The 17,932-nt window shown below is 61.3% G+C and carries 12 protein-coding genes; 5 read left to right on the forward strand and 7 right to left on the reverse strand.

Annotated elements, in window-relative coordinates:
* Positions 1–599: 599 nt before the first annotated feature.
* On the forward strand, positions 600–1,376 hold the full coding sequence (locus LG30_RS0105155) for a LuxR family transcriptional regulator (protein WP_033129649.1): 777 nt from the start codon (positions 600–602) through the stop codon (positions 1,374–1,376).
* Between the two features lie 110 nt (positions 1,377–1,486).
* On the opposite strand, the gene LG30_RS0105160 is transcribed toward LG30_RS0105155, so the two are convergent.
* The 4 genes from LG30_RS0105160 to LG30_RS0105175 form a co-directional block, all read right to left on the reverse strand.
* Complete coding sequence (locus LG30_RS0105160; RefSeq protein ID WP_033129650.1) at positions 1,487–5,875, reverse strand: response regulator; 4,389 nt, start codon at positions 5,873–5,875, stop codon at positions 1,487–1,489.
* Between the two features lie 18 nt (positions 5,876–5,893).
* Entirely contained in the window at positions 5,894–7,045 is a 1,152-nt protein-coding gene (locus LG30_RS0105165) for a response regulator (protein ID WP_033129651.1), read from the reverse strand.
* Positions 7,046–7,234: 189 nt separating this feature from the next.
* On the reverse strand, positions 7,235–9,067 hold the full coding sequence (gene glmS / locus LG30_RS0105170; protein ID WP_033129652.1) for a glutamine--fructose-6-phosphate transaminase (isomerizing): 1,833 nt from the start codon (positions 9,065–9,067) through the stop codon (positions 7,235–7,237).
* Between the two features lie 54 nt (positions 9,068–9,121).
* Complete coding sequence (locus tag LG30_RS0105175) at positions 9,122–9,895, reverse strand: DeoR/GlpR family DNA-binding transcription regulator (RefSeq protein ID WP_033129653.1); 774 nt, start codon at positions 9,893–9,895, stop codon at positions 9,122–9,124.
* Between the two features lie 123 nt (positions 9,896–10,018).
* On the opposite strand from LG30_RS0105175, the gene blrA reads away from it, so the two are divergent.
* The 4 genes from blrA (at position 10,019) to creD (ending at position 14,562) form a co-directional block, all read left to right on the forward strand.
* A complete protein-coding gene (gene blrA, locus LG30_RS0105180) occupies positions 10,019–10,693 on the forward strand; it encodes a beta-lactam response regulator transcription factor BlrA (RefSeq protein WP_033129680.1) in 675 nt (224 codons plus the stop codon).
* Between the two features lie 84 nt (positions 10,694–10,777).
* Positions 10,778–12,199: a beta-lactam sensor histidine kinase BlrB gene (blrB, locus tag LG30_RS0105185; RefSeq protein ID WP_033129654.1), complete on the forward strand. Its 1,422-nt coding sequence runs from the start codon at positions 10,778–10,780 to the stop codon at positions 12,197–12,199.
* A 100-nt stretch (positions 12,200–12,299) separates the two neighbouring features.
* The gene (gene blaOXA, locus LG30_RS0105190) at positions 12,300–13,094 is read left to right on the forward strand and encodes a class D beta-lactamase (RefSeq protein WP_033129655.1); all 795 of its coding nucleotides are present in this window, start codon (positions 12,300–12,302) and stop codon (positions 13,092–13,094) included.
* Positions 13,095–13,212: 118 nt separating this feature from the next.
* Positions 13,213–14,562 (forward strand): cell envelope integrity protein CreD, encoded by a 1,350-nt coding sequence (creD, locus tag LG30_RS0105195; protein ID WP_033129656.1) that lies wholly within the window; start codon positions 13,213–13,215, stop codon positions 14,560–14,562.
* A 61-nt stretch (positions 14,563–14,623) separates the two neighbouring features.
* On the opposite strand, the gene glmU is transcribed toward creD, so the two are convergent.
* The 3 genes from glmU to atpD form a co-directional block, all read right to left on the reverse strand.
* Positions 14,624–15,985, reverse strand: a complete 1,362-nt coding sequence (gene glmU, locus LG30_RS0105200; protein ID WP_033129657.1) for a bifunctional UDP-N-acetylglucosamine diphosphorylase/glucosamine-1-phosphate N-acetyltransferase GlmU — start codon at positions 15,983–15,985, stop codon at positions 14,624–14,626.
* Positions 15,986–16,078: 93 nt separating this feature from the next.
* Positions 16,079–16,507: a F0F1 ATP synthase subunit epsilon gene (locus tag LG30_RS0105205; RefSeq protein ID WP_033129658.1), complete on the reverse strand. Its 429-nt coding sequence runs from the start codon at positions 16,505–16,507 to the stop codon at positions 16,079–16,081.
* Between the two features lie 18 nt (positions 16,508–16,525).
* The gene (gene atpD, locus LG30_RS0105210) at positions 16,526–17,914 is read right to left on the reverse strand and encodes a F0F1 ATP synthase subunit beta (RefSeq protein ID WP_033129659.1); all 1,389 of its coding nucleotides are present in this window, start codon (positions 17,912–17,914) and stop codon (positions 16,526–16,528) included.
* Positions 17,915–17,932: the final 18 nt, after the last annotated feature.

Below are 17,932 nucleotides of genomic sequence, written 5' to 3' on the forward strand. Positions count from 1 at the left end.
TAGGAAACAACGCCCTTTGCAGTTCAAAGACCGATTCCAACACCTGTGCATGCTGCTCCTTATGATGAGGGCGCGCTTGCACCAGCATAACCTTGTCTCTGTTGTCCTGCTCGCTCTATGGCTGCTAGGTGACTCATGGCCTAGTCCACCTGGCTTTGCTGCAACAGCAGCTCGGCGGCCCTTGGGATAACCGTACTGCCTGGCGAGCAGTTGCAGTTGTGCATTCTGCAACCCTGTCTTGGCCAGGCGGCCGCATCCACTGCTTTCTCTATGATGTTGTTGAAAGGATTTGCCGTCATTCAGAGCGGGGGCGACCAAAATGCCTGCTTTCATAAAGAAAGAAGTGAACGGCCAGTGGTAACGGGACCGGCCTCCAAGGCCATTCCACTGCACACAGACTGGATCATGACAATTACTCTTGCGGCATCAACGTATCGTGACAGAGACAATCAGATGATTTTCTTGGCCTTCTGCCGAAAAAACAGGATAATTTTTAGACAAACACGGGAGTTACGGGCGTTGGTTGTCACAACACCATATTAAATAACTAAAAAATGTCTTTTCGATCAGGATGATAGAGGTCGGAAAAGGAGAGTGACATGTTTAACGATGCGATCTGGGAACACATTGATCGGTTCACCAAGGCCAAGAAGACCAGCGATATCCAGCAACAACTGGAGCGCTTCAGTCATCAGATGGGGTTTGATTACTTCCGTTTGCTGATTATTTTTCCCATCAGCATGCAAAAATCCCACGTAGCATTATTTAACAATTGCCCAACCAGCTGGTTTGAAGCCTATTCGGAGCGGCACTACCTGACTCAGGATCCAGTGGTTTTTCTGGGCCTTAAGCAGACCCAGCCCATCTTCTGGAACAAACTCGACTGCGATTCCCCCTGGTTGCCCAGCGCCAGTCGGGAGGTGATGAACCTGGCGGCCGACTTCGGGGTGAGAAATGGCGTCTCCTTCCCGCTGCATACCCCGCAAGGAGAGCACGGCATCCTTTCCTTTATCAGCAAGGAAAAATCCAGTTCTGACCTGATGTTTGAAAACGTTCCCTTGCTGTCATTTTGCGCCAGCTACATCTTCAACTCGGCGCTGCAGCTGATAAAGAGCAGACCGGACCTGATGAAGCACCTGGCCGAGCTGTCGGATCGGGAGAAAGAGTGCCTGTTCTGGGCCAGCGAGGGCAAAACCTCCTGGGAGATCGCCACCATACTCGGCATCAGCGAACGCACGGTGAACTTCCACCTCAACCAGGTCACCAACAAGACGGACTCCAAGAACCGCAACCAGGCGATCGCCAAGAGCATCTCCAGCGGCATCATAGTGCCCTCCCTGGATGATGTGACCATCACCAATCTGCGTCTGTCCTAGACAGGCCGATGGAAAAGCAAAAAGAGCCGCGATGCGGCTCTTTTCCATTCTGTGGCTAGGTCATATCACCCTAGGATAGCAATCATTCCAATTTATCCTGCGTGTCCTGTTCAGCCCTCCAGCAGGGCCAGGGCGGCGTCGAAATCATAGCGATCCACCTGTTGAGCTACCCGAGCCAGACGCTCGGCCAGTGCGGGTGCCAAGGCAAGGGCTCGCAGCTCAAGCAGCGCCTCGACCGCCTCGCTGTCACTCTCGGCCAGCAAACGGCCAAGTCGGGCCAATCGTGGCTGAAGGTAGGGATCGGACTCCTGTGTCCGCGGTTTCGGCGCAGGCTGCTCCTCTCCCAGACAGGCCAGAGCATCGAGCACCGGCCCCAGTCTTAACTCAACCTCGGCCAGACTGGCCTGGACCAGGTCATCCGCCGCTCCTGTCTGGCAGAGCCGTTCCAGTTCAGCTGCCGCTTGTGTTATCCCGAAGGCGCCGATATTGCCAGCCGTTCCCTTCAGGCTGTGTGCGAGCCGAGCCGCCGCCACAGGATCTGTGTCGGCAAGTGCGACCTCGAACTGCTCGGTAAAACCTCGATAGGCGGTAAGGAATTTGTGCAACAACCGCAGATAGAGATCGGTATGCCCCTGACAGGTGGCCAATCCGGCGGCCTGATCGATGCCATCAAGCTCTGCAGGCAAGATGATGTCCGCTTGGTGCTCAACCTCTACCACTTTCGCCGGTACGCGCGCCTGCGGCCTGATCCACTTGGCCAGAGTGGCAAACATGGTATCCACATTGATTGGCTTGGCGATGTGGTCGTTCATGCCGCAAGCCAGTACTCGCTCACGATCCCCGCTGATAGCGTTGGCCGTCATGGCGATCACCGGCAACGCCGCGAAACGTGGCTGCTGGCGGATCAGCTGGGTCGCGGTGTAGCCGTCCATCACCGGCATCTGGCAATCCATCAATACGCCGTCGAAGTCGGCGTCACGCTCCAACAAGTCGAGCGCCTGCTGACCATCAAACGCCTGATGCAACTCTATACCCACCCCCTGCAACAGCTCGTTCACCAGCTCACGGTTCAGCTCGTTGTCCTCCACCAGCAGCAGGCGAGCACCACGCAGGCTGGCCGTGGTGCTGGCGCTCTGCTCGCTGCGTTCAGCCAGGCGGGTATCGAGCTGAGGCGTCCTACCGAGCGCCCCCCCCAACGCCTCCAGCAAGGTGGATGGTGTCACCGGCTTGGTCAGCACCATGGGCAACACGACACCGTGCAACTCTGCCTGCTCACGCACCTCCTCACGGCCGAAGGCTGTGACCATGATCACCGACGGTGTGCGGACCAGGTTGGCCCCATGTATCTGCCGCACCGTCTCAACTCCGTCCATGCCCGGCATGCGCCAGTCCATCAATACCAGGTCATAGGGCAAGTGCTTGTGCTCGGCTTCCACCAGCATTGCCAGGGCCATGCGACCACCGTCGGCCACGTCCACCTCGACCCCAAAGCTGCTGGCCATGCCAGATAGGATCTCGCGGGCGCTGGCATTGTCGTCGACCACCAGCGCCCGCACACCGCGCAGCTCGTCCTGGGTGAACATGCGCCGTGGCAACAGCTCGTCCTGGCGTCCAAGGATGGCCGTAAAATGGAAGGTGGAGCCCTGCCCAGGCACGCTTTCTACCCAGATGCGCCCCCCCATCAACTCGATCAGGCGTTTGGAGATGGAGAGACCCAATCCGGTGCCACCGTATTTGCGGGTGATGGAGCTGTCACCCTGACTAAAGGACCGGAATATCCCTTCGCATTGTTCGATGCTCATGCCAATACCGGTATCACGCACCCAGAAGTGCAGCTCCAATCCAGCGCCATCATCGCCGAGCAACTCGGCACCTACTACTATCTCGCCGCGCTCGGTGAACTTCACGGCATTATTGCCCAGGTTGATCAGTACCTGCCCCAGCCGCAGCGGATCCCCCACCAGTGCGGTAGGCAGATCGATGGCGGTGTTGAACAACAGTTCAAGACCCTTGTCTTCGGCACGCAGGCCAATCATGTTGGCAAAATTGTCCAGCACATCCTCCAAATGGAAGGGGATCTGCTCCAGATCCATCTTGCCGGCCTCGATCTTCGAGAAATCGAGAATGTCGTTGATGATGCCGAGCAGGTTCTCCGCCGAGCGATGCACCTTTTCGATGTAGTTGCGCTGGCGACGATCCAGCTCTGTACCCAACGCCAGATGGCTCATGCCGATGATGGCGTTCATCGGGGTACGGATCTCGTGGCTCATATTGGCGAGGAAGGCGCTCTTGGCCTGGGTCGCCTCCTCCGCGACCGCGCGTGCCTCGGTCAGCGCCGTGACGTCGATATTGACCCCGGTTGCCCGCAGCGGCGTTCCTTCCGGGGTGCGAGTAAAACGACACAGGGACTTGAAGGTGCGCACCGCACCATCCCGTTGACGCAGGATACGAAAATCGATCTCGAGTCGGTCATCGCCGTTTGCGATCGCCATTTCGAAGGCGTCGCCGGCAGGCGTCGCATCATCGGGGTGCAGCAGCGCCTTCCAGTGATCCAGCGTGCCGCCGAAGCCACCCGGCTCCAGCCCGAACATATTTTCCAGCTGGGGTGTCCAGTAGCCATGGCCGGTCACGAGATCCATGTCGAACAGACCTATGCCGCCAGCCTCCTGCGCCAGCGTCAGGCGCTCACTGGCCGTGCGCAACCTGGCCCCCAACGCCCGGCGCTCACTGACATCCCGCACCGAGGCACAGACACAGGTGCCACGCCCGGCCAGAGTGGGCAGGTGGGACAAGCCGATCTCCACGGAGAACAGGCCGCCATCCTTGCGCACCCCTTGCAGATCTTCGATGCTCGCCCCCATCTGGCGAGTGCTGCCGTGAGTGATGAAGTCATCACGCCGCGCCACATGGGCGCCACGGCCGCTCTCCGGTACCAGACACTCGATGGATTGACCGATCAGCTCGCCGCTGGCATAGCCGAACAGCTTGTCCAGCTGCGGATTGGTGAGCAGGATGCGGCCATCGGCACCGATCACCAGCATGCCGTCTGGCGCCGCCTCTATAATGCCGCGATACCATGCCTCGGTGGCCCGCAACGCAGATTGCTGCACCTCCAGTTCTACCGCCTGACGCTCCAGTTGCAGGGTTTGTGCCCCCATCTCGTCGGCCTGGCGCCGGGTCTCCTGTAACAGAGTCAGGGCGGCCTCGCTGCGTTCCATGATGGCCATGGCACCAGCCAGCCTGGGCAACACCTCCTGCAATAAGAGAGCCTCAGTCTCCCCAAGGGGATGGAAACCGGCCAACTCCATTACACCGAGCAGTCGATCGCCACGCATCACGGGTTGCACCAGCAGGTGGCTGGCCGGAGCCCCCCCCAACTGGGAACGCACATGCCAGAATGACTCGGCCAACCCCTCCAGCTGACGCGGCCGACGATCGATCGCGCACTGACCGAGCAGCCCCTCACCGAGAGCAACCGTCACTGCCAGCGGATGCGCGGGATCATTGGCATAACCCCCCAACAGTTGCAGGCTGCTTGAGCCTTGATGCAGGCTGTAGAGCCCCCCCTGGCAGATGCCAAGTGATGGGGCCATGTGAGCGAAGAAGACTTGCGCCAACTCCTGCGGAGTCTCTGCCTGCTGCAGATCGACCTGCAGCAAAGAGACATGGGACTTGACCTTGCGCTGCAGCTCGAGCTGGCGTGCCTCGAGCTGCAAGGTGGCGATGGCCCGCGCCAAGTCGCCAGTCTCGTTGGACATATCGACATGGGGTATGGGTTGATCCAGCTGCCCGGCCGCCAGCAGGTCCACCGCATGGCGCACTCGATCGAGCGGATTGTTGATCGATTTGCTGACCAACCAGGCCAGCATCAGCGCCAGCGCCAGGCCTCCCAGCAGCAGGATGGAGGTGAGCACGCTGCTGCGCTTGGCATAATCGCTGATTTGCATGACCAGATCCCGCAGAGCCTCCTGTTTGATCTTTGCAATCTGCGTCAGCATGCTGTCGGCGCGAAAATCCAGCTGCTCGAACTCATCGCCGTTGAGCAGCGCCTGCGCCTGATCCTGATGGCCCTGAGTAGCCAGTTGCAAGGCTCTGTCGCCGAGCTGTTGGTGACGTTCGAGCTGTAGTTTGAGTTCGGAGGCATTGATCAGGTTTTCGGTACGCCAGAGTGTCGGCTGGGTCAGAGCCAGCTCCTCGCGCAGGCGCAACTGGGCGTCATGCAGCTGCTTGATGGCCTCGCGCCTGATGTCTTCATCATCGGTACCGACGGCCTTGTGGAGCGCCTGTACGATATGCGGCAACTGTACCCGCGCCTCCTGTAGGTGGAGGGCACCTACCAGATCCTTGCTGTAGAGATGATCCAGATCCCGGGTCAGTTTGGTCTGGACACGCAGGCTCTGCACCCCAAGTGCCAGCGCAAGCACCAGCAACACGGCAAACCCCAGTATCAGCTTGTGTCGCAGCGCGAGCCGCTCAAGCAGGGCAAGCACTCTCATCATGGGCTCCTTGTTCCTGGCTCAGGGGGTTGGGCTATGCTTGGCCGCCAGCAGATTGGTCATATCCTGCTCGCTGTCGCTAAAACGCTCGGCGATAGCCCGGAATTGCTCGTGGGCAGACAGAAAGGCATCGCAGACGTCCGGATCGAAGTGCCGGCCCCCCCCCTGGCGGATGATCTCCACCGCTTCCTGGTGAGACATGCCTGGCTTGTACACCCGGCGACTGATCAGCGCATCATAGACGTCGGCCACCGCCATCAGCCGGGCGCTGATGGGAATGGCATCTCCGGCCAGACCCTGCGGGTAGCCGCTGCCGTCCCACTTCTCCTGATGGCTGTAGGCAATCTCCTTGGCCAGACGCAAAAAGTCCACCGAGATGCCGAGCTGATCCTCGGCCCGCTGGATGGCATCACGCCCCAGGGTGGTGTGGGTCATCATGATCTCGAACTCTTCCACCGTTAAACGGCCGGGTTTCAGCAGGATGTGATCCGGGATGCCGACCTTGCCGATGTCGTGCAGGGGGGCCGACTTGAACAGCAGCCCGATGGTGTCGTCGTCGAGGAAGTGACGAAAACGGGGGTGATCCCGCAGCAGCTCGGCCAGCAGTTTGACGTAGTGCTGGGTGCGGCGAATATGATTGCCGGTCTCGTTGTCACGGGTCTCCGCCAGGGAGGCCATGGCCTGGATGGTCACGTCCTGGATGGCCATCACCTCGCGGGTGCGGCGCTGGACCTCCTGCTCGAGAAAGTCGTTCTGATCCCGCAGGAAATCGGCGGCAGCCTTGATCTTCAGTTGGGTATCGACCCGGGCCAGCACCCGGGGCGGGCTGATGGGCTTGGTGATGTAATCCACGGCGCCGAGCGCCAGTCCCTGGATCTCGCTCTCCACGGCGGTCATGGCGGTGAGGAAAATGATAGGAATATCGCGGGTTCGCGGCTCTTGCAGGAGCCGCTCGGCCACCTGATGGCCGGAGAGTCCCGGCATCATGATGTCGAGCAGTATCAGCTCAGGCAGAGGATCCCCCTGCAGGATGCGTAGCGCCTTCTCACCGCTGTTGGCAACCTTGACCCTGTACTTGTCCTTGAGCAAGGCGGCCATCAGCATCAGGTTGTCCGGGGTATCGTCCACCACCAGCACGGTTGCTGACTGATGGAAGTCTTGAGGATGATTCATGGTGCTTCCTGCTCCAGTTCAATAATGAGTGACCATTGCCATAAGCCACTCGATCTAGAGGAAGCTTAGCTTTGATATAAACTGCCTGCTTTCAATAAGTTGAGCAATAAAAAACCGGCGCACCACTGGCATGGTGCGCCGGTTTTCTGGCTGGATCTTCCGAGGCAGGATGCCCCGTGAACCCGGGGTTTATTCCACGGTGACGGATTTCGCCAGGTTGCGTGGCTGATCCACGTCCGTGCCCTTGATGAGGGCGACGTGGTAGGAGAGCAGCTGCAACGGCACAGTGTAAACGATGGGGGCTATCATCTCTTCCACGTGGTTGAGGCTCATCACCCGCATGGTCTCGTCGCTCTTGAAGCCGGCATCCGCATCGGCGAACACATAAAGGATACCGCCGCGGGCACGCACCTCTTCCACGTTGGACTTGAGCTTCTCCAGCAGATCGTTGTTCGGCGCCACCACTATGATGGGCATCTCGGCATCGATCAGCGCCAGCGGGCCATGCTTGAGCTCACCGGCGGCATAGGCTTCGGCGTGGATGTAGGAGATCTCCTTCAGCTTGAGCGCCCCCTCCATGGCGATAGGGTACTGGCTGCCACGGCCGAGGAACAGGCTGTGGTGCTTGTCGGCAAACTCTTCGGCCAGGGTCTCGATCTGCTTGGCCAGCGCCAGGCTCTCCTTGATGCGCAGCGGCAGCGCTTGCAGCGCCTTGACCAGCTCGGCCTCGGCGGCGGCACTCAGGTTGCCACGGCAGTGACCGACGGAGGCCACCAGCATCAGCAGGCCGGCCAGCTGGGTGGTGAAGGCCTTGGTGGAGGCGACGCCGATCTCGGCACCGGCACGGGTCATGAAGGCGAGATCCGATTCACGTACCAGGGAAGAGCCCGGCACGTTGCAGATGGCAAGCGAGCTCATGTAGCCGGACTCCTTGGCCAGCCGCAGGGCCGCCAGGGTATCGGCGGTCTCGCCGCTCTGGGACAGGGTCACCAGCAGGCTGTTGGGGCGCACCACAGACTTGCGATAGCGGAACTCGGAGGCGATCTCCACGTCGCAGGAGACGCCGGCTATCTCTTCGAACCAGTAGCGGGCCACCATGCCGGAGTTGTAGGAGGTGCCGCAGGCCACGATCTGGACGTGCTCCACCTTGTCGAAGATGGCGCGGGCACCGTTGCCGAAGGACTCGACCACCACGTGATCGCTGCCCAGACGCCCTTCCAGGGTGTTGGTGATGGCCTTGGGCTGCTCGTAGATCTCTTTGAGCATGTAGTGGCGGTACTCGCCCTTGTCACCGGCGTCGTGGGAGAGCTCGGACTCCAGCTCCTCGCGCACCACGGCGTCGCCGTGAGTGTCGAAGATGTGCACGTCGCGACGGGTCACCTCGGCTACGTCCCCCTCTTCCAGGAAGATGAAGCGGCGGGTCACCGGCAGCAACGCCATCTGATCGGAGGCGATGAAGTTCTCGCCGATGCCGCGGCCGATCACCAGCGGGGAGCCGGAGCGGGCCACCACCACGCGGCTGTCGTCGCGGCTGTCCATCACCACAGTGCCGTAGGCGCCACGCAGCTGCTTCACCGCCACCTGCATGGCGGCCAGCAGGCTGGGGGCGGATTTCAGCTCGTGGTGTACCAGGTGGGCGATCACCTCGGTGTCGGTGTCTGAGCTGAACTCGTAGCCCATGCCCTGCAACCTGCTGCGCAGCTCTTCGTGGTTCTCGATGATGCCGTTGTGCACCACCACTATATGTTCGGAGATGTGGGGGTGGGCATTGCGCTCGGACGGCTCGCCGTGGGTCGCCCAGCGAGTGTGGGCGATGCCGGTGCCGCCGTGGACGGACTGCTCTTCCAGCGCCTTGGCCAGCTCGGCCACTTTGCCGAGACGACGCACCCGCTGCAGCGGCTGGTTGGCGCTGAACACGGCCACACCGGCGGAGTCATAGCCGCGGTATTCCAGACGGCGCAGGCCTTCTACCAGGATTTCAGCCACATCACGTTGGGCCACGGCCCCGACGATGCCACACATAGACTTCTCCTTGAACTTGAACTGTTAACAAACAATGGGATGAGCAGGCGAGATTCAGCCTGCGAGGGGGGCGCAGATCAGCGTCACCCCTTTGGACTCGAGTAGTTGCCGGGTCTCGTTGGCCAGGCCGGCGTCGGTGACCAGGGTATGGATCTGTGCCCAGGGCAGCTCCAGATTGGGGATCTTGCGACCTATCTTCTCCGACTCGACCATGACGATGACCTCGCGGGACACCTCGGCCATCACACGGGAGAGGCCCACCAGCTCGTTGAAGGTGGTGGTGCCTCGCTCCGGGTCTATGCCGTCGGCGCCGATGAACAGCTGGTCGAAGTCATAGGAGCGCAGCACCTGCTCCGCCACCTGACCCTGGAAGGATTCGGAGTGGGGATCCCAGGTGCCGCCGGTCATCAGCAGGGTAGGCTCGTTCTCGAGCTCGCGCAGGGCACCGGCTACGTTGAGGGAGTTGGTCATCACTATGAGGCCACGCTTGCTGCCCAGCATGGGGATCATGGCGCTGGTGGTGCTGCCGCTGTCGATGATGACGCGATTGTGATCGCGGATGCGCTCGGCGGCGGCACGGGCAATGGCCAGCTTTCGGTTCGAAACTTGTTCGGGGTTGCTGTCCGCCACCATCTCGCTCGGCAGGGGCACGGCACCACCGTAACGACGCAGCAGCAGACCACCGGTCTCCAGCACGGCCAGATCCTTGCGGATGGTCACCTCCGAGGTGGAGAAGTATTTGGCGAGGGTATCGACGCTCACTTCCCCCTGTTCCTGTACCAGGGTCACTATGGTGTGGCGACGCTGCTGAGTGTTGCGCTTGGTCATCTTAAAGTTTCGATTCGAAAGAATGTCGAAATATTAATACCTTTTTTGGAAAAATCAAACGGCAAATAGGATCCGATTTGGTTCGATGCCAGAATGGTCAGGCCGATTTATGACGAGGACGCCATGCAAAAACGAGTCATCTGGCTGGTGGAAGATGAGGCCAGCATCGCCGACACCCTGATCTATGCCCTGCAGACCGATGGTTTCGAGGTGGAGTGGTTCCCCCTCGGCCAGCCGTTGCTGTCGCGACTGGAACAGACGCGACCGGATTTCCTGATCCTGGATGTGGGGCTGCCAGACATCAGCGGCTTCGAGCTGTGCAAGCAGGTGCGGGCCCGCTGCGACACGCCGCTGATGTTCCTCACCGCCCGCAGCGAGGAGATAGACAGGTTGATCGGGCTGGAGATAGGCGCCGACGACTACGTGGCCAAACCCTTCTCGCCGCGGGAGGTGTGCGCCAGGGTGAGGGTGATACTGCGCCGCAGCCAGCCCATAATCCCCCAACCGAGCCAATTGCTGGCGCTGGACGAGGAGCGGGCCCGCATCTGCTTCCACGGCCAGGCGCTGGCCCTCACCCGCTACGAATACCTGCTGCTCAAGACCCTGATGCTGGCGCCGGGCCGGGTCTATTCCCGCCAGCAGCTGATGGACCTGGTGTGGAGCGGGGCCGAAGAGAGCCTGGATCGCACCGTCGACACCCACATCAAGACCCTGCGCGCCAAGCTGCGGGAGCGGGACTCGGAGGCAAATCTGATCCTGACCCATCGCGGGCTGGGCTACAGCCTGGAACTGGCATGAGCATAAAACCGCAACTGCCATGCGCTCTAGGACGAGGCTAGGTATGAGAACAGGACTGCAACAGCCGTACTGGCGGGACTACGCATGAGAATAGGGCTGCAACTGCTGTGCGGGCTGGTGCTGATCTTCGCGCTGGCCGCCTGGTTCGTGCTGGAGATCTTCGTCGAGGAGATAAAACCCGGGGTGCGCAGCGCCACCGAGGACACCCTGGTCGACATGGCCCAGCTGCTGGCCCCGCTGGCGCTGGACGATCTGCAGGAAGGCAAGATGGTGGATGGCCGGCTAGCCAGCGCTTTCGATCGCCTCAACCAGACTCCGCTTAACGCCCTGATCGACGGCCACCTCAAACAACAAGCCGAGTACCGCATCTATGTGGTCGATGCCCAGGGCAAGGTGGTCTATGACTCCAGCGGCCAGGATCTCGGCAAGGACTATTCACGCTGGAACGATGTTTACCGCACCCTGCGCGGTGAATACGGCGCCCGCAGCACTCGCAGTGACCCGGACGATCCCGCCAGCTCGGTGATGCACGTGGCCGCGCCGCTGCGGGAGGGGGATGAGATCCTGGGATCCCTTACCGTCGCCAAACCCAATCGCACCCTGCTGCCCATGATAGAGCGCAGCGAACGCCAGTTGCTGCAAGGGGCCGCGCTGCTGCTGGGTCTCTCGCTGCTGATCGGCGCCCTGCTGGTGTGGTGGCTCACCCGCGCCATCGGCAAGCTGGTGCACTATGCCGATGCGGTCAGTCAGGATAAGCCCGCGCCCCTGCCCAGACTCCATAGCCCGGAGCTGGACCGGCTCGGCCGCTCCCTGGAGACCATGCGCCGCCAGCTCGATGGCAAGTCCTACATCGAATCCTATGTCCACAGCCTGACCCACGAGCTCAAAAGCCCGCTTGCCGCCATTCGCGGGGCCGGTGAACTGCTGGATGAGACACCGCCGCCAGAGGTTGCCAGGCGCTTTATCGGCAATATCAACCAGGAAACGGCCCGCATGCAGCAACTGATAGAGCGCATGCTGCAGCTCGCGCGCCTCGAATCGGGTCAGGGGCTGGACAGACAGGCCATCGCGCCCGCCAGGCTGGGCAGGCGAACCCTGGATGCTCGCCAGATAGTCGCCGCACGCCGCCAGATCAGCCTCGAAGGCGAACTCACCGAGGCCCCCAAACAGAAATGGGATCCCCTGCTGGTGGAGCAGGCCCTCGGCAACCTGCTGGATAATGCCCTCGACTTCTCCCCCCTGGGGGGCCGAGTCTGGTTGAGCGGCGAGATGAGCGCCGACGGCTACTGCTTCCTGGTGCGGGATCAGGGGCCCGGCATCCCGGACTATGCGCTGCCACGGATCTTCGAGCGTTTCTACTCCCTGCCCAGGCCCGACAAGGGCAAGAGCAGCGGTCTGGGGCTCAGCTTTGCCGCCGAGGTGGCCCGCCAGCACGGCGGCCAACTGACCCTGGGCAACCTGCCGGAAGGCGGGGTACTGGCCGAGTTGTGGCTGCCGGCCGGCTGACTTCACACCGAGCACACAGAGCGCAGCTAGGCTGTGCCTCCTCGAGAGCTTGCCCCACCAGGGGCATAGACGCGCATTCAGATGAATCAAGGAGATATTCATGCCCCGCATCCTGCTGTCCGGCCTGCTCGCCGCCGGCCTGCTCTGTTCATTGCCCGCCAGCGCAGCCTCCGGCTGCCTGCTGTTTGCCGATGGCAGCGGCAAACCGATTTCCACCGAGGGGGATTGCGCCGCCCAGCTGCCACCCGCCTCCACCTTCAAGATCCCGCTGGCGCTGATGGGCTATGACAGCGGCTTCCTGGTGGATGAACAGCTGCCAGCCCTGCCGTTCAAGCCCGGCGACGCCGACTTCCTGCCGGAGTGGCGGGAGACCACCACCCCGAGCCGCTGGATGACCTACTCGGTGATTTGGTACTCCCAGCGCCTCACCGAGTGGCTGGGGATGGCTCGCCTCCAGCAATACGTCGACCGCTTCGACTACGGCAACCGGGATCTCGCGGGCAACCCGGGCAAGCACGACGGTCTGACCCAGGCCTGGCTCAGCTCCAGCCTCGCCATCAGCCCGCAGGAGCAGGCCCGCTTCCTCGGCAAGCTGGTGAGCGGCAAGCTGCCGGTCTCAGCCCAGACCCTGAACCACACCAGCGCCATACTGCGCCAACCGGACATCGACGGCTGGCAGATCCACGGCAAGACCGGCATGGGTTATCCCAAGCTGCTGGATGGCAGCCTCAACCGGGATCAGCAGATCGGCTGGTTCGTCGGCTGGGCCAGCAAGCAGGACAAGAAGCTCATCTTCGTCCACACCGTCATCCAGAAGCCGGGCAAGCAATTTGCCTCCCTCAAGGCGAAGGAAGAGGTGTTTGCCGCCCTGCCGGCCCAGTTGAAGAAGATGTGATTGCAAAAACCGGCGCCCAGCGCCGGTTTTTTTATTCCCTTCACCCTCACTTCACAGGGCCCCATCACCCCTTCACCCTGACTCTGCACCATGGCACCCATCAACAAGGAGATGCGTCATGGTCAAACAGATACTCACCCACAAGATTGTCCTGCTGCTGCTGCTCAGCCTGCTGCTGATGATCCCGGTGCACTCCATCATGGAGCTGAACCGGGAGCGCCAGGCTTATCGCAGCCAGGCCATCAACAGCATCATGGCCAGCAGCAGCGGCCCGCAACGACTGCTGGGGCCCGTGCTGGTGCAGCCCTATACCCGGGCCGTGACGGTGGAGCAGGATGGCAAGCGTTTCGTTCGCGAGGAGCGGGTCTATCGCTACCTGTTGCCGGAGCAGCTGGATGTGCGGTCCAGCATGGAGGTGACCCCGCGCAAACTCGGCATCTATCAGGCTCAGGTGTACCAGACCCGCCTCTCCCTCTCCGGCCGCTTGCCTAGCAATCTGAATGACAAGCTGCTGGTGGCCGACAACCCTGATTTGCGTTTTGATGGCGCCGATCCCGCCCTTGTCCCGGGCAAACCCTACCTCAGCCTGGTGCTGTCCGATGCCCGCGGCATCAACAGCGTGCCCGAGCTGCGGCTGGGGGAGGCGCGTATCCCCTTCGCGCCCGGCGCCCTGTTGGGAGATGGGATGGCCGGCATCCACGCGCCACTGGATGCCTTGCCCGGCGAGGATGGCCGCTTTCACATCGAGCTGAACCTGCAGGGGATGAATGCGCTGGAAGTGGTCCCCCTCGGTCAGGACAGCAAGTTGCATCTGAGCGGTAACTGGCCCCACCCCAACTTCATCGGCGACTTCCTGCCGGGCAACCGCACCCTGGGCGAGCAGGGGTTCGAAGCCAGCTGGCAGACCAGCTGGTTTGCCACCGACATGGAGACCCGCTTCACCCGCCTGATGAAAGGGGTGGGCGCCAAGCTGCCGAGTTTCAGCGTCAGCCTGGTACAGCCGGTGGATCACTATCAGCTGAACGAGCGGGCCGCCAAGTATGCCCTGCTGTTCATCGGCCTCACCTTCCTCAGTTTCTTCATGTTCGAGCTGCTCAAGGGGCTGCGGGTGCACCCAATCCAGTACGCCCTGGTGGGCATGGGGCTGGCCATCTTCTATCTGGTGCTGCTGGCGCTGACCGAGCACCTGGGCTTTGGCTGGGCTTACCTGGTCGCCAGCCTCGCCAGCGTGTCGCTCAACGGCTTCTACCTCAGCCACGTGCTGGGCGGGCCGCGTCAGGGCCTTGGCTTCGCGGCCCTGCTCGGGCTGGTATACAGCATATTGTTCGGATTACTGCAGGCAGAGGAGATAGCCCTGCTGCTCGGCACCCTGCTGCTGTTTGCCATACTGGCGCTGGTCATGATGCTGACCCGCAAGCTGGACTGGTATCGGGTGATGGCCACGTCCTCCTCCCCGCGCGAGTCATAGCCGGCAAGCCAAAAACAAAACCGGCGCCCTTGGGCGCCGGTTTCATTTCATTGATCGGGCATCACTTCTTCTTCACCGGGCGGGCCCAGTGCTTGATGTGACGCTGGGGTACCCGGGTGATGACCAGCTCATCCTCATCCACATCCTTGGTGATGGTGGAACCCGCCCCCAGGGTCGCGCCCTTGCCGATGCGCACCGGCGCCACCAGCTGGGTATCGGAGCCGACGAAGACGTCATCCTCTATGATGGTCTGGAACTTGTTCACCCCATCATAATTACAAGTAATGGTACCGGCACCTATGTTCACCCTGGCGCCGACCTCCGCATCCCCCAGATAGGTCAAGTGTCCGCATTTGGAGCCAACCCCGAGCCGTGCCTTCTTCATCTCGACGAAGTTGCCGACGTGGGCATCCTGCTCCAGCACGGCGCCGGGGCGCAGGCGTGCGAAAGGACCGACCGAGCATTGATCGGCGACCTGGGCACCTTCGATAACGGAGTAGGGCTTCACCTCGCTGTGATCGCCTATCTCGCAATCTTTCAGCACGGCGCCGGCGCCGATGCGCACATGGTTGCCGAGCTTGACCTTGCCCTCGATGATGACGTTGGCGTCGATCACCACCTCTTCACCGATTTCCAGCGTGCCGCGCAGATCGAAGCGGGCCGGATCGATCAGGGTAACACCGGCGATCATCAACTTCTCGGCCTGCATCTTCTGATAGCTGCGCTCGAGCTGGGCCAGCTGGACCCGGTTGTTGGCTCCTTCCACCTCCATGGCGCCGTCCGGGTGGACGGCGGCGATGGGGCAGCCGTCGCCGTGGGCCATGGCGATCACATCGGTGAGGTAGAACTCGCCCTGGGCATTCTTGTTGTCCAGGCGGGACAGCCAGCTGCGCAGCTGCGCCCCCTTGGCCACCAGCACGCCGGTGTTCACCTCGCGGATGGTGAGCTGCTCGGTATTGGCATCCTTCTGCTCGACGATGCCGATCACCTGACCGTTCGCCCGCACGATGCGGCCATAACCGGTCGGGTTGTCCAGCACCACGGTCAGCAGCGCCATGCCACCCGCAGCCTTGGCGGCCAGCAGCCGTTGCAGGGTCTCCGGCTGGATCAGCGGGGTATCGCCGTACAGCACCAGTACGTCGTCTTCGTCCTGCCAGAACGGAATGGCCTGGGCGACCGCATGACCGGTCCCCAGCTGCTGCGCCTGCAGCACCCAGTTCAGATCCGGCGCGGCGATCCGCTCCTTCAGCAATTCGGCGCCGTGGCCATAGACCAGATGCAACTGCTCGGCACCGATCTGGCGCGCCGTCTCGATGACATGGGAGACCATGGGCTTGTTGGCGACGGGGTGCAGTACTTTTGGCAAGGAGGAGCGCATACGAGTACCTTTACCCGCAGCCAGGATCACGACGTTGAGAGACATAGCCAGCCTTTGAAACATGAGGAAATGCTCGGCGGAGTCTATCCAACGGATAAAAAAAAAGCGACCCGAAGGTCGCTTTTTGCATCACCGAGATTAACGGTAATTCTTTTTGACGATATCGATAACCCGCAGCTGGGCCATCGCTTTGGACAGCTCGGCAGATGCCTGCGCATAGTCGATATCACCATGGGAGCTGTGGATCCGCTCTTCGGCACGACGCTTGGCTTCCTGGGCTTTCGCCTCATCCAAGTCTTCGGCACGAATGGCGGTATCGGCCAGCACGGTCACGGACTCGGGTTGCACTTCCAGCATGCCGCCGGAGATGTACAACACCTCTTCGCTACCATTTTGCTTGATCAAGCGGACCAGGCCCGGCTTGATGGCAGTCAGCAGCGGAGCATGACCGTGGCGAAGACCCAGCTCACCCTCGGAGCCTGTTACCTGAGCGGATTGCACGCGACCGGAAAACAGTTTCCCTTCGGCGCTCACCACGTCCAGGTGAAATGAGATCATCTCAGCCATAGGCCCTCCTATCGAGGCTTACAGTTTCTTGGCTTTCTCGACGACTTCGTCGATGCTGCCAACCATGTAAAACGCCTGCTCTGGCAGATCGTCGTACTCGCCTTTCAGGATGCCCTGGAAACCACGAATGGTCTCTTTCAGCGGCACGTATTTGCCGGAAGAACCGGTAAATACTTCGGCCACGAAGAACGGCTGGGACAGGAAACGCTCGATCTTACGGGCACGGGATACGGTCAGTTTGTCTTCTTCTGACAGTTCATCCATACCCAGGATGGCGATGATGTCCTTCAGCTCTTTGTAGCGCTGCAGCACGATCTGTACACCACGAGCGGTCTCGTAGTGCTCCTTGCCTACCACCAGCGGATCCAGCTGACGGGAGGTGGAGTCCAGCGGGTCAACGGCCGGGTAGATACCCAGGGCCGCGATCTGACGGGACAGAACTATGGTCGCATCCAGGTGGGCGAAGGTGGTCGCCGGAGACGGGTCGGTCAAGTCATCCGCAGGCACGTAAACGGCCTGGACTGAAGTGATGGAACCAGTCTTGGTGGAGGTGATACGTTCTTGCAGAACACCCATCTCCTCGGCCAGGGTCGGCTGGTAACCTACTGCGGACGGCATACGGCCCAGCAGCGCGGATACTTCGGTACCGGCCAGGGTGTAACGGTAGATGTTATCCACGAAGAACAACACGTCACGACCCTCGTCACGGAACTTCTCGGCCATGGTCAGGCCGGTCAACGCGACGCGCAGACGGTTTCCGGGCGGCTCGTTCATCTGACCGTAAACCAGAGATACTTTGTCCAGTACGTTGGACTCCATCATCTCGTGGTAGAAGTCGTTACCCTCACGGGTACGCTCACCCACACCGGCGAACACGGAGTAACCGCTGTGTTCGATCGCGATGTTACGGATCAGTTCCATCATGTTGACGGTCTTGCCGACACCGGCACCACCGAACAGACCGACCTTACCACCCTTGGCGAACGGACATACCAGGTCGATAACCTTGATGCCGGTCTCCAGCAGCTCGGCGCTGTTGGACTGATCTTCGTAGCTGGGGGCTTCGCGGTGGATGGACCAACGCTCTTCCTCGCCGATCGGGCCTTTCTCATCGATAGGCTCGCCCAGTACGTTCATGATACGACCCAGGGTCGAGGTACCAACCGGTACCTGGATGGCCTTGCCGCTGTTAACTACTTCCAACCCACGACGCAGACCGTCGGAGGAACCCATGGTGATGCAACGAACGACGCCGCCGCCGATCTGTTGCTGAACTTCCAGTACCAGACCCTGGCCTTGGCCTTCGCTGATCACTTTCAGTGCATCGTACACCTGGGGCACGGCATCCTGCGGGAACTCGATGTCCACCACGGCGCCGATGATTTGGACGATGAAACCATTACTCATGTCAAATCCTCTAAACCT

The sequence above is a fragment of the Aeromonas aquatica genome (genome assembly GCF_000764655.1).
GTDB classification, from domain to species: domain Bacteria; phylum Pseudomonadota; class Gammaproteobacteria; order Enterobacterales; family Aeromonadaceae; genus Aeromonas; species Aeromonas aquatica.

What these genes read in the sequence shown, in the direction of transcription:
- LG30_RS0105155 (WP_033129649.1), top strand. Translation starts at nt 600, where the DNA reads ATGTTTAACGATGCGATCTGGGAACACATTGATCGGTTCACCAAGGCC.
- glmU (WP_033129657.1), bottom strand. Translation starts at nt 15,985, where the DNA reads ATGTCTCTCAACGTCGTGATCCTGGCTGCGGGTAAAGGTACTCGTATG.
- blaOXA (WP_033129655.1), top strand. Translation starts at nt 12,300, where the DNA reads ATGCCCCGCATCCTGCTGTCCGGCCTGCTCGCCGCCGGCCTGCTCTGT.
- LG30_RS0105205 (WP_033129658.1), bottom strand. Translation starts at nt 16,507, where the DNA reads ATGGCTGAGATGATCTCATTTCACCTGGACGTGGTGAGCGCCGAAGGG.
- atpD (WP_033129659.1), bottom strand. Translation starts at nt 17,914, where the DNA reads ATGAGTAATGGTTTCATCGTCCAAATCATCGGCGCCGTGGTGGACATC.
- creD (WP_033129656.1), top strand. Translation starts at nt 13,213, where the DNA reads ATGGTCAAACAGATACTCACCCACAAGATTGTCCTGCTGCTGCTGCTC.
- blrA (WP_033129680.1), top strand. Translation starts at nt 10,019, where the DNA reads ATGCAAAAACGAGTCATCTGGCTGGTGGAAGATGAGGCCAGCATCGCC.
- LG30_RS0105160 (WP_033129650.1), bottom strand. Translation starts at nt 5,875, where the DNA reads ATGATGAGAGTGCTTGCCCTGCTTGAGCGGCTCGCGCTGCGACACAAG.
- blrB (WP_033129654.1), top strand. Translation starts at nt 10,778, where the DNA reads ATGAGAATAGGGCTGCAACTGCTGTGCGGGCTGGTGCTGATCTTCGCG.
- LG30_RS0105165 (WP_033129651.1), bottom strand. Translation starts at nt 7,045, where the DNA reads ATGAATCATCCTCAAGACTTCCATCAGTCAGCAACCGTGCTGGTGGTG.
- LG30_RS0105175 (WP_033129653.1), bottom strand. Translation starts at nt 9,895, where the DNA reads ATGACCAAGCGCAACACTCAGCAGCGTCGCCACACCATAGTGACCCTG.
- glmS (WP_033129652.1), bottom strand. Translation starts at nt 9,067, where the DNA reads ATGTGTGGCATCGTCGGGGCCGTGGCCCAACGTGATGTGGCTGAAATC.